At 71.1% G+C, this 13,960-nt stretch carries 11 protein-coding genes; 2 read left to right on the top strand and 9 right to left on the bottom strand.

What is annotated here, in order from left to right; genetic code table 11:
* Window positions 1–165: 165 nt before the first annotated feature.
* From tpiA to uvrA, 9 genes are all read right to left on the bottom strand, one after another.
* On the bottom strand, window positions 166–951 hold the full coding sequence (gene tpiA / locus ACZ4EF_RS32215) for a triose-phosphate isomerase (RefSeq protein WP_391044090.1): 786 nt from the start codon (window positions 949–951) through the stop codon (window positions 166–168).
* A gap of 4 nt (window positions 952–955) precedes the next feature.
* Window positions 956–2,179 carry a phosphoglycerate kinase gene (locus tag ACZ4EF_RS32210; RefSeq protein ID WP_355333897.1) on the bottom strand — a complete coding sequence of 408 codons (1,224 nt, stop codon included), beginning with the start codon at window positions 2,177–2,179 and terminating at the stop codon, window positions 956–958.
* Window positions 2,180–2,322: 143 nt separating this feature from the next.
* Complete coding sequence (gene gap, locus ACZ4EF_RS32205) at window positions 2,323–3,327, bottom strand: type I glyceraldehyde-3-phosphate dehydrogenase (RefSeq protein WP_355333900.1); 1,005 nt, start codon at window positions 3,325–3,327, stop codon at window positions 2,323–2,325.
* A gap of 181 nt (window positions 3,328–3,508) precedes the next feature.
* Window positions 3,509–4,486 (bottom strand): DNA-binding protein WhiA, encoded by a 978-nt coding sequence (gene whiA, locus ACZ4EF_RS32200; protein WP_188284204.1) that lies wholly within the window; start codon window positions 4,484–4,486, stop codon window positions 3,509–3,511.
* Window positions 4,477–5,481, bottom strand: coding sequence for a gluconeogenesis factor YvcK family protein (locus tag ACZ4EF_RS32195; RefSeq protein ID WP_355333903.1), 1,005 nt, complete (start codon window positions 5,479–5,481; stop codon window positions 4,477–4,479). Before ACZ4EF_RS32195 ends, whiA begins: the two co-directional genes overlap by 10 nt.
* Before the next feature lie 2 nt (window positions 5,482–5,483).
* Window positions 5,484–6,410 carry an RNase adapter RapZ gene (rapZ, locus tag ACZ4EF_RS32190; protein WP_355333906.1) on the bottom strand — a complete coding sequence of 309 codons (927 nt, stop codon included), beginning with the start codon at window positions 6,408–6,410 and terminating at the stop codon, window positions 5,484–5,486.
* Entirely contained in the window at window positions 6,407–8,497 is a 2,091-nt protein-coding gene (uvrC, locus tag ACZ4EF_RS32185) for an excinuclease ABC subunit UvrC (protein ID WP_467507669.1), read from the bottom strand. The genes rapZ and uvrC overlap by 4 nt, the downstream gene beginning before the upstream one ends.
* Before the next feature lie 113 nt (window positions 8,498–8,610).
* The gene (locus ACZ4EF_RS32180; protein WP_402713722.1) at window positions 8,611–9,033 is read right to left on the bottom strand and encodes a Rieske (2Fe-2S) protein; all 423 of its coding nucleotides are present in this window, start codon (window positions 9,031–9,033) and stop codon (window positions 8,611–8,613) included.
* A 191-nt stretch (window positions 9,034–9,224) separates the two neighbouring features.
* Window positions 9,225–12,215 carry an excinuclease ABC subunit UvrA gene (uvrA, locus tag ACZ4EF_RS32175; protein ID WP_391044083.1) on the bottom strand — a complete coding sequence of 997 codons (2,991 nt, stop codon included), beginning with the start codon at window positions 12,213–12,215 and terminating at the stop codon, window positions 9,225–9,227.
* 214 nt (window positions 12,216–12,429) lie between these two features.
* Between uvrA and ACZ4EF_RS32170 the strand changes: the two genes are divergently transcribed.
* Window positions 12,430–13,158, top strand: coding sequence for a maleylpyruvate isomerase family mycothiol-dependent enzyme (locus ACZ4EF_RS32170; RefSeq protein ID WP_391044080.1), 729 nt, complete (start codon window positions 12,430–12,432; stop codon window positions 13,156–13,158).
* A 26-nt stretch (window positions 13,159–13,184) separates the two neighbouring features.
* A complete protein-coding gene (locus ACZ4EF_RS32165; RefSeq protein ID WP_391044077.1) occupies window positions 13,185–13,841 on the top strand; it encodes an MBL fold metallo-hydrolase in 657 nt (218 codons plus the stop codon).
* Window positions 13,842–13,960 lie beyond the last annotated feature (119 nt).

The following is a 13,960-nucleotide window of genomic DNA, read 5'->3' as shown; positions in this document are numbered from 1 at the left end:
TAGATACACGGGGTCGCGCCCGCCCCACCCCAGGAGGCAAGCCGGGGCCGGCACCCCCCCCCCCCCCCCCCCCCCCCCCCCCCCGACAGGGTACTTCCTGAGGGGCGTGTCAGCCCACTGCCCGGTGCCCCGGCTCACTGTCCGTGGCCGCGGGCCCCGGTTCCGTCACTGGTCGCGGAACCGGACGATCTTGACGAACTCCTCGGCGTCCAGTGCCGCGCCGCCCACCAGGGCGCCGTCCACGTCCGGCTGCGCCATGATCGCGGCGACGTTGCCGGACTTCACGGAGCCGCCGTACTGGATGCGCACGGCGTCCGCCAGCTCCTGGTCGTACAACTCGGCCAGCCGCCCGCGGATCGCCCCGCAGACCTCCTGCGCGTCCTCGGGGGTGGCCACCTCGCCGGTGCCGATCGCCCAGACCGGCTCGTACGCGACCACGATCGTGGCGGCCTGCTCGGCGGGGATGTCCTTCAGGGCGCCGTCGAGCTGCGCGAGGGTGTGCGGGACCTGCTGGCCGGCCTTGCGGACGTCCAGGCCCTCGCCGACGCACAGGATCGGCGTGAGGCCGTTCCTGTAGGCGGCCTTCACCTTGGCGTTGACGACGGCCTCGTCCTCGCCGTGGTACTGGCGGCGCTCGGAGTGCCCGATCGCCACGTACGCGCACTTCAGCTTGGCCAGCATCGATCCGGAGATCTCGCCGGTGTACGCGCCGGAGTCGTGCGCGGACAGGTCCTGGGCGCCGTACTTGATCTTCAGCTTGTCGCCGTCGACCAGCGTCTGTACGGAGCGCAGGTCGGTGTACGGCACCAGGACGGCGACCTCGACCGCGTCGTAGTCCTTGTCGGTGAGCGCGAAGGCGAGCTTCTGGACGTGCGCGATGGCCTCGAGGTGGTTGAGGTTCATCTTCCAGTTGCCCGCCATCAGCGGGGTGCGGGTGCTCTGCTCGGTCATCTGCTCACTTCTCCAGTGCGGCAAGGCCGGGGAGCGTCTTGCCCTCGAGGTATTCCAGGCTCGCGCCGCCGCCGGTGGAAATATGGCCGAAAGCGTTCTCGTCGAAGCCGAGGATGCGGACGGCCGCGGCCGAGTCGCCGCCGCCGACCACGGTGAACGCGTCGGAGTCGATCAGCGCCTGGGCGACCGCGCGGGTGCCGTCGGCGTAGTCCGGGTGCTCGAAGACGCCCATCGGGCCGTTCCAGAAGATGGTGGCGGCGTCGGCGAGCTTGGCGGCGAAGAGCTTGCGGGACTCGGGGCCGATGTCCAGGCCGATCACGTCGGCGGGGATCGCGTCCACCGGCGCGTTGACCGGCGAGGACGGCGCCTTGGTCTTCAGGTCGGGGAACTCGGTGGCGCCGACGACGTCGACCGGCAGGACGAATTCCACGCCCTTGGCCTTGGCGCGCTCCAGGTACTCCTTGACCACGGGGATCTGGTCCTCCTGAAGCAGGCTCTTGCCGACCTCGTGACCCTGGGCCTTGAGGAAGGTGAAGACCATGCCGCCGCCGACCAGGATGCGGTCGGCCTTGTCCAGCAGGTGGTCGATGACGCCGAGCTTGTCGGAGACCTTGGAGCCGCCGAGCACCACCGCGTAGGGGCGGGAGACGTCCTCGGTGAGCTTCTTCAGGACGCCGACCTCGGTGGCGATCAGTCCGCCCGCGGCGTGCGGGAGGCGGGCCGGGAGGTCGTACACCGAGGCGTGCTTGCGGTGCACCGCTCCGAAGCCGTCGCCGACGTAGGTGTCGGCCAGCTCCGCGAGCCGGTCGGCGAAGGCGCCGCGCTCGGCGTCGTCCTTGCTGGTCTCGCCCGCGTTGAAGCGCAGGTTCTCCAGGAGCGCGACCTGGCCGTCGGCCAGGCCCGCCACGGTGGCCGCGGCGCTCTCGCCGACGGTGTCGGCGGCGAACACCACCTCGTGACGGCCTTCGCCGAGCAGCTCGCCCAGGCGCGCGGCGACCGGCGCGAGCGAGAACTTCGGGTCGGGCTCGCCCTTGGGGCGGCCGAGGTGCGAGGCCACGATCACCTTGGCGCCCGCCTCGGCGAGCTTGGTGATGGTGGGGACGGCGGCGCGGATCCGGCCGTCGTCGGTGATGCGCTCCCCGTCGAGCGGGACGTTGAGGTCGGCGCGGACGAACACCCGCTTGCCGGCGATCCGCCCCTCGCTGATCAGGTCGTCGATCGTCTTCATCTGTACGGTCTCCTACGGGTACGGCTGCGGGTACTGACGGGTACGGGACTGCGGAGTGGGCAAGGGACAGGGCCCGGACCGGCGCTTCGTCGCACCCGTCCGGACCCTGTCGCTCACATCGCTGTGCGTCGGCCGCTACGGCGTCAGAGCTGGCCGCCGACGAAGACCGTGAGGTCCACGAGGCGGTTGGAGTAGCCCCACTCGTTGTCGTACCAGCCGATGACCTTGACCGTCTTGCCCTGGACCATGGTCAGGGAGGAGTCGAAGGTGCAGGAGGCCGGCCAGTTGACGATGTCCGAGGAGACGATCGGGTCCTCGGTGTACTCCAGCAGGCCCTTGAGCTGACCCTCGGACGCCTTCTGGAAGGCGGCGTTGACCTCGTCCTTGGTGACCTCGCGCTCGAGGTCGACGACCAGGTCGGTGACCGAGCCGGTGGGGACCGGGACGCGCATCGCGATGCCGTCCAGCTTGCCCGCCAGCTCGGGGATGACCAGCGCGGTGGCCTTCGCGGCACCCGTGGTGGTCGGGATGATGTTCTCCGCGGCGGCGCGGGCGCGGCGCAGGTCCTTGTGCGGGAAGTCCAGGATGCGCTGGTCGTTGGTGTACGCGTGGACCGTCGTCATCAGGCCCTTGACGATGCCGAAGTTCTCCAGCAGCACCTTCGCCATCGGCGCCACACAGTTCGTGGTGCACGAGGCGTTGGAGATGATGTGGTGGTTCGCGGCGTCGTACTTGTCCTGGTTGACGCCCATCACGATCGTGATGTCCTCGCCGGTGGCGGGCGCCGAGATGATGACCTTCTTGGCACCGCCCGCGATGTGCTTGCCCGCGTCGGCGGCCTTGGTGAAGATGCCGGTCGACTCGATGACGACGTCGACGCCCAGCTCGCCCCACGCGATGGCGGCGGGGTCGCGCTCGGCGAGCACCTTGATGGTCTTGCCGTCGACGGTGATGGAGTCCGCGGTGTGGGTGACCTCGGCCTTGAGGCGGCCGAGGATGGTGTCGTACTTCAGCAGGTGCGCCGTCGTCGCGGTGTCACCCAGGTCGTTGACAGCCACGATCTCGATGTCCGCACCCTGCTCCAAGGCGGCGCGGAAGAAGTTACGACCGATGCGGCCAAAGCCGTTGATGCCTACCCGGATCGTCACGAACCGATCTCCTCGCTCATTCGCCGGAGCCCTCTCCGGCTGCGAAATATGGGATGTCCCCGACCAGGGACGAGCCTACCCGGCCAGGGGCGCGGAGGTGACATCGGGCCGAGGCCCCTCCGCCTCCGCCCCGTCCGCCCGCCGCGCGCGTGCCGGCCGGGGCCTGTCCGGCGGATACGTCCTAGCCGACCATCTCGTCGGTGAGGTTGGCGTCGGTGCCGGGCAGGCCGAGGTCCGAGGCGCGCTTGTCGGCCATGGCCAGCAGGCGGCGGATCCGGCCGGCGACCGCGTCCTTGGTCAGCGGCGGCTCGGCGAGGGAGCCCAGCTCCTCCAGGGATGCCTGCTTGTGGTCCATGCGCAGGCGCCCGGCCGCGGCGAGGTGTTCCGGTACGTCGTCGCCGAGGATCTCCAGCGCGCGCTGCACACGGGCTCCGGCGGCGACGGCGGCGCGGGCCGACCTGCGCAGGTTGGCGTCGTCGAAGTTGGCGAGCCGGTTGGCGGTGGCCCGGACCTCGCGGCGCATGCGGCGCTCTTCCCAGGCGAGCACCGAGTCGTGGGCGCCGAGCCGGGTCAGCAGCGCGCCGATCGCGTCGCCGTCCCGTACCACCACGCGGTCCACATTGCGGACCTCGCGGGCCTTGGCGGGGATCTGGAGCCGGCGGGCGGCGCCGACCAGGGCCAGGGCGGCCTCGGGTCCCGGGCAGGTCACCTCCAGCGACGAGGAGCGGCCGGGCTCGGTGAGCGAGCCGTGCGCGAGGAACGCACCGCGCCAGGCGGCCTCCGCGTCGCAGGTCGCGCCGGAGACGACCTGCGGGGGCAGGCCGCGGATCGGCCGGCCGCGGCCGTCCACCAGGCCGGTCTGCCGGGCGAGCTGGTCGCCGCCCGCCACCACGCGCACCACGTACCTGCTGCCCCTGCGCAGCCCGCCGGGCGCCATCACCACCAGGTCGGAGGAGTGCCCGAAGATCTCCAGGATGTCCTTGCGCAGCCGCCTGGCCGCGATCCCGGTGTCCAGCTCCGCCTCGATCACGATCCGGCCGCTCACCAGGTGGAGGCCGCCGGCGAACCGCAGGATCGACGAGACCTCCGCCTTCCGGCAGCAGGTCCGGGTGACGGGAAGCCGGGAGATCTCATCCTTCACCGCTGCCGTCATCGCCATGGGCCGATCCTTCCACGCATACGAAAAATCCTGTCATACGCGGCGGCCAACAGCTCCGGGTCGTGCCGCGGCCCGTCGGGGGCGGCGACCGGTGCCAGCTCGACCGTGCCGCCCAACCGCTGTGCGGCCTCGGAGAGGCTGTCACGGTCGGGTACGGCGGCCTCGTCGGCGAGAACCACGTCGATGGTGAGTTTAGGGGCGTGTCGGGCCAAAACCTCCAAGTGACGCTGCGGAGAAAATCCGTCGGTCTCACCTGGTTGCGGCGCGAGGTTCAGCGTGAGGACCCGGCGCGCCCTGGTCGTCATGAGGGCGTCGACCAGCTCGGGGACGAGCAGATGCGGGATCACCGAGGAGAACCAGGAGCCGGGGCCGAGCACCACCCAGTCCGCGTCGAGGACCGCCTGCACGGCCTCGGGAACGGCGGGCGGATCGGCCGGGACGACCTGCACTTCCTGCACCTCACCGGGGGTGAGGGCGACCGTGGCCTGGCCGCGGACGGTGCTGATCTCGTCGGGCCTGTCGGGGTCGTGGCCGCGGACGATGGCGTGCAGGTCGAGCGGGACCGCGGACATCGGCAGCACCCTGCCGTGGGCGCCCAGCAGCCGCCCGACCCACTCCAGCGCGGCGACCTCGTCGTTGAGCTGTTCCCACAGCGCGACGATCAGCAGATTGCCCACCGCGTGCCCGTGCAGATCACCCTCGCTGGTGAAGCGGTGCTGGACCACTCGGGCCCATGTGCGCCCCCATTCGTCGTCCCCGCAGAGCGCGGCGAGCGCCTTGCGGAGGTCTCCCGGCGGCAGTACGCCCATCTCCTGGCGGAGTCTGCCGCTGGAGCCGCCGTCGTCCGCGACGGTGACCACCGCGGTCAGATCGCCGGTGATCCGGCGCAGTGCGGCGAGGGAGGCGGCCAGGCCGTGCCCCCCGCCGAGGGCGACCACCTTGGGCGGCACCCCGGCGCGGCGGCCCGTACCCCGGCGCCGCCGCCGACCCGTCATGATCACTCGCGCCCCATGTCCCTGTGCACTGTCACGGTCTCCACCCCATCCGCGGCCAGCCGTGCGGCCAGCCGTTCCGACATCGCCACGCTGCGGTGCTTGCCGCCCGTGCAGCCGACCGCGATCGTCACGTACCGCTTGCCCTCGCGCCGGTATCCGGCGGCGATGATGTGCAGCAACTCGGCGTAGCGGTCGAGGAATTCCTTCGCGCCCGGCTGGTTGAACACATACTGCGCCACCTCGTCGTTGAGCCCGGTGAAGGGCCGCAGCTCCGGCACCCAGTGCGGGTTGGGCAGGAAGCGGCAGTCCACCACCAGGTCGGCGTCGACGGGCAGGCCGTACTTGAATCCGAACGACATGACCGTGGCCCGGAGTTCCGGCTCCTCCTCGCCCGCGAACTGGGCGTCCAGCTTGGCGCGCAGCTCGTGCACGTTGAGACTGGAGGTGTCGATCACCAGGTCGGCGTCGCCGCGCAGCTCGCGCAGCAGGTCGCGCTCGGCCGCGATGCCGTCCACGATCCGGCCCGAGCCCTGGAGCGGGTGCGGCCGGCGGACCGACTCGAAGCGGCGGACCAGGGCCTCGTCTGAGGCTTCCAGATAGATGATCCGGCGCTTGACGCTGCGGGTCGCCAGGTCGGCGAGGGACTCGCGCAGATTGTCGAAGAATCGGCGTCCGCGGACGTCCACGACCACGGCGATCCGGGCGACGTTGCCCTGCGAGCGCGCGCCGAGATCCACCATGGTGGGGATCAGCGCGGGCGGCAGATTGTCCACCACGAACCAGCCGAGGTCCTCAAGACACTTGGCCGCGGTGCTGCGGCCCGCTCCGGACATGCCGGAGATGATCACCAGTTCGGGGATGGCCTCCACGGCCTCCCCCGCTCCGCCGGTTGTCACGTGCGTTCCGTCCTGTTCGTCCTGGTCGCTCATGTGCTGATCCCCCGATGGTGGGACGGGTCCGCCCCGGGCGGGGTCCCGTCGGCCTCTTCGATGATCTCTCCTGTCGCGGTGTTCACCGCGGGTGCGGCCGGAGCCGCGGCTGCCAGGGTCGCCGCGACCGTCTCCGCCGTACGGCGGCCGATCCCCGGGACCTCGCAGATCTCCTCGATCGTCGCCGCCCGGAGCCGTTTCAGCGAGCCGAAGTGCTTCAGCAGCGCCTGCCTGCGGGTCTCGCCGAGCCCCGGCACGGAGTCCAGCGCGCCGGCCTTCATCGACTTGGAGCGCTTGCTGCGCTGGTACGAGATCGCGAACCGGTGCGCCTCGTCGCGGACCCGCTGGAGCAGGTACAGGCCCTCGCTGGAGCGCGGCAGGATCACCGGGTCGTCGTCGCCGGGCAGCCAGACCTCTTCCAGGCGCTTGGCGAGGCCGCACACGGCGACGTCGTCTATGCCCAGCTCCTCCAGCGCGCGCCGGGCGGCGGCCACCTGCGGCTGTCCGCCGTCGACCACGACGAGCTGCGGCGGGTACGCGAATTTGCGCGGCCGTCCGGTGTCGGGGTCGATGGGGCCGGACGCCTGTTCCTCGTGGTCCAGGGGAACATCGCCGTGGTTCGCGGGGACCTCGCCGGACTCGCCCTCCCACTCGCCGGTCTTCTGCTTCTCCAGCAGATAGCGGCGGAAGCGGCGGGAGATCACCTCGTGCATCGACCGGACGTCGTCCTGCCCGGCGAAGGACTTGATCTGGAAGCGGCGGTACTCGCTCTTGCGGGCCAGGCCGTCCTCGAAGACCACCATGGACGCGACCACGTCGTCGCCCTGGAGGTGGCTGATGTCGTAGCACTCGATCCGCAGCGGCGCGGTGTCGAGGTCGAGCGCGGCGGCGATCTCCTCCAGCGCGCGGGAGCGGGTGGTGAGGTCGGAGGCGCGCTTGGTCTTGTGCAGCGCGAGGGCCTGCTGCGCGTTGCGCTGCACGGTGGCCATCAGGTCCTTCTTGTCGCCGCGCTGCGGTACGCGCAGGCTGACGTGCGAGCCGCGGCGGTCGCTGAGCCACTGCGCGACCGGCTCCGACGGTGCGGGCAGCGCCGGGACCAGCACCTCCTTGGGCACACCGCCGCTGCCGCCGGAGCGCTCGGCGTCGCCGCGCTCGTCGCCGTAGAGCTGCTGGAGGGCGTGCTCGACCAGGCCCGCGGTGTCGACCGCCTCGACCTTGTCGGTGACCCAGCCGCGCTGGCCGCGGACCCGGCCGCCGCGTACGTGGAAGATCTGCACGGCGGCTTCCAGCTCGTCCTCGGCGACGGCGATCAGGTCGGCGTCGGTGGCGTCGGCGAGCACCACCGCGTTCTTCTCCATGGCGCGGCGCAGCGCCTCCAGGTCGTCCCGCAGCCGGGCGGCCTGCTCGTACTCCATCTCGCTCGCCGCGTCCTTCATGCGCTGTTCCAGGCGGCGCAGGTAGGTGCCGGTGTGTCCGGCCATGAAGTCGCAGAATTCCTCGGCCAGTTCGCGGTGGTCGTCGGCGCTGATCCGGCCGACGCAGGGCGCGGAGCACTTGCCGATGTAGCCGAGCAGACAGGGGCGGCCGATCTGCGCGGAGCGCTTGAAGACCCCGGCGGAGCAGGTGCGGACCGGGAAGACCCGCAGCAGCAGGTCGACGGTCTCGCGGATCGCCCAGGCGTGCGCGTACGGACCGAAGTAGCGCACGCCCTTGCGCTTGGGGCCGCGCATGACCTGCACGCGCGGGAACTCCTCGTTCATCGTCACCGCGAGGGACGGATAGCTCTTGTCGTCGCGGTACTTGACGTTGAACCGCGGGTCGAACTCCTTGATCCAGGAGTATTCGAGCTGGAGCGCCTCCACCTCGGTGGAGACCACCGTCCACTCGACGGCCGCCGCGGTGGTCACCATCGTGGCGGTCCGCTGGTGGAGGTTGGTGATGTCCTGGAAGTACGAGGAAAGCCGCTGGCGCAGGCTCTTCGCCTTGCCGACGTAGATCACCCGACCGTGCTCGTCCCGGAACTTGTAGACCCCCGGGGAGTCGGGGATCTGGCCCGGCTTCGGTCGGTAGCTGCTGGGGTCCGCCATGTCTCCCACCCTACTGGCGGGATGCGACATTCCCTGGCCAGGCCGGGCAGTGCCGACCGGTGCGGATACCGGCGGGCGGGACCGCCGGTTCGCGGGTGCCGGACTGCCGGTGGTCAGCTCGCCGGACCGGCGGTGAGCTTGCCGCCGGAGGCGGTGACCTGCACGGCGGGCAGCGGCTTGGTCGCCGGGCCCTGGAGCACGGCGCCGGTGTCCGCGTCGAACTGGCTGCCGTGGCAGGCGCAGGTGATCGTCGTGCCGTCCACCGAGGTGACGACGCAGCCCGCGTGCGTGCAGACCGCGCTGAACGCCTTGAAGGTGCCCTCCTTCGGCTGCGCCACGACCACCTTGTCGTTCCGGTAGAGCTTGGCGCCGCCGACCGGTACCTCGGTGGCGGCGCCCAACTCCACGGCTTTGGCGGGCCCGTCGGACGAACCGCCGCCGGAGCCGCCGCACGCGGTGAGGCCGAGCCCGGCGGCTCCGGCCAGGGCCGCGCCTCGCAGGACGGTACGGCGGCAGGCGGGCAGTTCGGTGGTCATGTGCGCTCCAGGTCGGGGAGGTGGGGAGGTCTCGCGACCCGTAACCCTACGTCCCCCACCTGTCCGCTTCCTCTGTGCCACTCCCGGACGGCCAGTGCCTGACGGCCGCGCCTGACGACCGCTGCCTGACGACCGCGCCTCGACGGCGTGCCGCCGCGCCCGCGCCGGCCCGTCCTTGACCTTCCGCGGTGCTACGCCTTGCCCGCCGTCCGCTTGCGCGGCGCCGGGGTCTTCTTCGCGGCGGCCGTCGTGCCCTTCTTGGCCGCGGCGGCCGTCCCCGTGGCCTTCTTGGGGGCGGGCACCCGCTTCTTGGGCGCGGGCACCGACGCGTCGCTGATCCGCTCCGCGCCCAGGACGTCCCGCAGGAACTTGCCCGTGTGGCTGGCCGGGACGGCCGCGATCTGCTCGGGGGTGCCCTCGGCGACGACCAGTCCGCCGCCGTTGCCGCCCTCGGGGCCCATGTCGACCACCCAGTCGGCGGTCTTGATGACATCGAGATTGTGCTCGATGACGATCACGGTGTTGCCCTTGTCGACCAGGCCCTGGAGCACCTTGATCAGCTTGCTGATGTCCTCGAAGTGCAGACCGGTGGTCGGCTCGTCCAGGACGTAGACCGTACGGCCGGTGGAGCGCTTCTGGAGCTCGGAGGCGAGCTTCACGCGCTGCGCCTCGCCGCCGGACAGCGTCGGCGCGGACTGCCCCAGGCGTACGTATCCCAGGCCGACCTCGTAGAGCGTGCGCAGGTGCCGGGCGATGGCGGGCACCGCCTCGAAGAAGTCCAGCGCCTCCTCGATCGGCATCTCCAGCACCTCGGCGATGGACTTGCCCTTGTAGTGCACTTCCAGCGTCTCGCGGTTGTAGCGGGCGCCGTGGCAGACCTCGCACGGGACGTAGACGTCCGGCAGGAAGTTCATCTCGATCTTGATCGTGCCGTCGCCCGAGCAGTTCTCGCAGCGGCCGCCCTTGACGTTGAAGGAGAAGCGGCCGGGCAGATAGCCGCGGACCTTCGCCTCCATCGTCTCCGCGAAGAGCCGCCGCACATGGTCGAAGACACCGGTGTACGTGGCCGGGTTGGAGCGCGGGGTGCGGCCGATCGGCGACTGGTCGACGTGCACGACCTTGTCCACCAGGTCGTCGCCGTCCACCCGGGTGTGCCGGCCGGGGACGCTGCGCGCCCCGTTCAGCTCGCGGGCCAGGTGGGTGTAGAGGATGTCGTTGACCAGCGTCGACTTGCCGGAGCCGGAGACGCCGGTGACGGCGGTGAGCACTCCGAGCGGGAAGGACACGTCGATGTCCTGGAGATTGTGCTCGCGGGCGCCGTGCACGGTCAGCCGCCGCTTGCGGTCGATCGGGCGGCGTACGTCGGGGGTGACGATGACGCGCTTGCCCGAGAGATACTGCCCGGTCAGCGACTCCTCGTTGACCAGCAGTTCCTTCAGCGAGCCGGAGTGCACCACCTTGCCGCCGTGCTCACCGGCGCCGGGGCCGATGTCGACCACCCAGTCGGCGGTCTTGATGGTGTCCTCGTCGTGCTCGACGACGATCAGCGTGTTGCCCAGGTCGCGCAGCCGCACCAGGGTCTCGATCAGCCGGTGGTTGTCGCGCTGGTGCAGGCCGATCGACGGCTCGTCCAGCACGTACAGCACGCCGACCAGGCCCGAGCCGATCTGGGTGGCGAGCCGGATGCGCTGGGCCTCGCCGCCGGACAGGGTGCCCGCGGCACGGTTGAGCGAGAGGTAGTCCAGGCCGACGTCGACCAGGAACTTCAGCCGTTCGTTGACCTCCTTGAGCACCCGCTCGGCGATCTTCTTGTCGCGGGCGTCCAGCTTCATCCCGCCGAGGAACTCGGCGCAGTCGCTGATCGACATGGCGGAGACGTCCGCGATGGAGCGGTCCTGGACGGTGACGGCCAGCACGATCGGCTTGAGCCTGCTGCCGTGGCAGGTGGGGCAGGGCACCTCGCGCATGTACCCCTCGAAGCGCTCCCGGCTGGAGTCGCTCTCGGAGTCCTGGTGCCGCCGCTTCACGAACGGGATGGCGCCCTCGAAATGCGCGTTGTACGCGCGCTCGCGGCCGTACCTGTTCTTGTACGCGACCCTGACCTCGGCCTTGTGGCCGTAGAGCAGCGCCTTCTTCGCGCGGGCGGGCAGCCCGGCCCAGGGGATGTCGGTCCTGAAGCCCAGCTCCCCCGCGAGACCTTCGACCAGCCGCTCGAAGTAGCCCTTGGACATGCCGCCGGTCCAGGGCGCGATGGCGCCCTCGGCCAGGGACTTCTCCTCGTCGGGGACGATCAGCTCCGGGTCGACCTCCATGCGGGAGCCGATGCCGGTGCAGTCGGGACAGGCGCCGAAGGGCGAGTTGAAGGAGAAGGAGCGCGGCTCCAGCTCCTCGAAGGACAGGTCGTCGTACGGGCAGTACAGGTGCTCGGAGAACATCCGCTCGCGCTGCGGGTCGTCCTCGGGCAGGTCGACGAAGTCCAGGATGACCATGCCGCCGGACAGGCCGAGCGCGGTCTCGACGGAGTCCGTGAGGCGGCGCTTGGCGCTGTCCTTCACCGTGAGGCGGTCGATGACCACCTCGATGGTGTGCTTCTCCTGCTTCTTCAGCTTGGGCGGGTCGGTGAGCTGGATCGTGGCCCCGTCGACCCGGGCACGGCTGTAGCCCTTGGTCTGGAGGTCGCCGAAGAGGTCGACGAATTCGCCCTTGCGCTCACGGACCAGCGGGGAGAGCACCTGGAAACGGCTGCCCTCCTCCAGCTCCAGCACCCGGTCGACGATGGCCTGCGGCGACTGCCGGGAGATCGGGCGGCCGCACTCGGGGCAGTGCGGCTTGCCGATCCTGGCGAAGAGCAGCCGGAGGTAGTCGTAGACCTCGGTGATGGTGCCCACCGTCGAGCGCGGGTTGCGCGAGGTGGACTTCTGGTCGATGGAGACCGCCGGGGACAGGCCCTCGATGAAGTCCACATCGGGCTTGTCCATCTGGCCGAGGAACTGGCGGGCGTAGGAGGAGAGCGACTCGACGTACCGGCGCTGCCCCTCGGCGAAGATCGTGTCGAAGGCGAGGGAGGACTTGCCCGATCCGGACAGCCCTGTGAACACGATGAGGGAGTCCCGCGGCAGGTCGAGCGACACGTTCTTCAGATTGTGCTCGCGAGCGCCACGGACGGTGAGTCGATCGGCCACGCCAGTGCGCACCTTTCATAGAGACGGGGGGAGAGTCGGCACCCCCAGTCAGCCTAAACGGGGTGCGCTCGGGTTTTCTTCCGGTTCGCCGCGTTCTCAGAAGTTGCGACACACCGACCATATAGCACGTGCATTCGATTTACGGGCGCGCTCTGACCACTTCACCCGATCGTGTGTCCTGCGCGAGCGCGGGGTGACGCGCTAGCGTCGGTACGTGACCGTCCAACGACCGGATCCCGTACTCGATGCGGTTGCCGTCCGGGAAGCCACCGACCGATTCGTCGCCGCGGTGTCCGCGCTCCCCGCCGACGGCGTCGCCGAACCCTCGCTGCTGCCCGGCTGGACCCGCGGGCATCTGCTGACCCATGTCGCCCGCAATGCCGACGCCCTGGCCAATCTGCTGATCTGGGCGGGGACCGGCGTGGAGACCCCGATGTACGCGGACGCGACGTCCCGCGACCGGGCCATCGAGGAGGGCGCGGGCCGCCCCCTCGACGACCACCTCGCCGATCTGCGGGCCTCGGCGGAGCGGTTCGAGCGGGCCGCCGCGCAGGTGCCGCCGTCGGGCTGGGCGACGCAGGTCACGCTGCGCTCCGGCCGGGTGATCGCCGCCGCCGAGGTCCCCTGGCGGCGGCTGGGCGAGGTGTGGCTGCACCTGGTCGACCTCGGCATCGGCCCCACCACCGCCGACCTGCCCGCCGACTTCGCCGCCCGTGAGCTGGCCTCCCTCGCCGACGGCCTCACCGGGCACGAGGGCATCGCCGCGGTCCGCCTGGAGGACACCGAGTCCGGCGCGTCCTGGACGATCGGCGCCGCCGCGGAACCCGACCTCACCGTCAGCGCCGCCACCCGCCCCCTGCTGGCCTGGGTCTCCGGCCGCGGCCCGTACGAGGGCCTGACCGTGACCCCCGACGGCCCGCTGCCCGTACTGCCTCCGCTCTAGGCACCCCGAACCTCTAGGCTGGCGGCATGGCGTACAGCGGAGAAGTGACGGTGGGCGGGACCCCCGACGTGCATGAACTGGAAGACCTGATCATCACCAAGGTCGCGGTCGGGCCGATGAACAACAACGCGTACGTGTTGCGCTGCCGGGCCACCGACGAGCAGCTTCTGATCGACGCGGCCAACGACGCGCAGACGCTGCTGGAGGTCGTCGGCGACGCCGGGCTCGGCGCCGTCGCGACCACCCACCAGCACGGCGACCACTGGCAGGCACTGCGCGCGGTGATCGACGCGACCGGCGCCCGTACCTACGCGGGCCGCGAGGACACGGTGGGCATCCCGGTCCCCACCGATGTGGCGCTGGACGACGGCGACACCGTGACCTTCGGCCGCGTCAGCCTCACCGCGCGGCACCTGGTCGGCCACACCCCGGGCAGCATCGCCTTCGTCTACGACGACCCGCACGGCGCCCCGCACGTCTTCACCGGCGACTGCCTCTTCCCGGGCGGCGTCGGCAACACGCACGACGACCCGGCCGCCTTCACCTCGCTCCTCGACGACGTCACGGCCAAGCTCTTCGACGTGCTCCCGGACGAGACCTGGGTCTACCCCGGCCACGGCAACGACACGACCCTCGGCGCCGAGCGCCCCCACCTCAAGGAATGGCGCGAGCGCGGCTGGTAGCGGTCGGCGCGCACACCCCGGCCCGGGGGGGGGGGGGGGGGGGGGGGGGGGGGGGGGGGGGGGGGCCCGCTTCCCCCCCCAGCCCCGCCCCGTGGCGCGCGCCCACGGGGGGGGGATTG

This window comes from Streptomyces sp. NPDC025721 (assembly GCF_055558595.1).
The sequence above is the reverse complement of the archived record's forward strand: the minus strand, read 5'-3'. Positions and strand labels throughout refer to the sequence as shown.

Bases quoted from the DNA above. Each gene is read 5' to 3' on its own strand.
- rapZ (WP_355333906.1), bottom strand. From the start codon at position 6,410: ATGAGCGACCAGGACGAACAGGACGGAACGCACGTGACAACCGGCGGA.
- uvrC (WP_467507669.1), bottom strand. From the start codon at position 8,497: ATGGCGGACCCCAGCAGCTACCGACCGAAGCCGGGCCAGATCCCCGAC.
- ACZ4EF_RS32195 (WP_355333903.1), bottom strand. From the start codon at position 5,481: ATGACGGGTCGGCGGCGGCGCCGGGGTACGGGCCGCCGCGCCGGGGTG.
- ACZ4EF_RS32180 (WP_402713722.1), bottom strand. From the start codon at position 9,033: ATGACCACCGAACTGCCCGCCTGCCGCCGTACCGTCCTGCGAGGCGCG.
- ACZ4EF_RS32210 (WP_355333897.1), bottom strand. From the start codon at position 2,179: ATGAAGACGATCGACGACCTGATCAGCGAGGGGCGGATCGCCGGCAAG.
- ACZ4EF_RS32165 (WP_391044077.1), top strand. From the start codon at position 13,185: ATGGCGTACAGCGGAGAAGTGACGGTGGGCGGGACCCCCGACGTGCAT.
- tpiA (WP_391044090.1), bottom strand. From the start codon at position 951: ATGACCGAGCAGAGCACCCGCACCCCGCTGATGGCGGGCAACTGGAAG.
- whiA (WP_188284204.1), bottom strand. From the start codon at position 4,486: ATGGCGATGACGGCAGCGGTGAAGGATGAGATCTCCCGGCTTCCCGTC.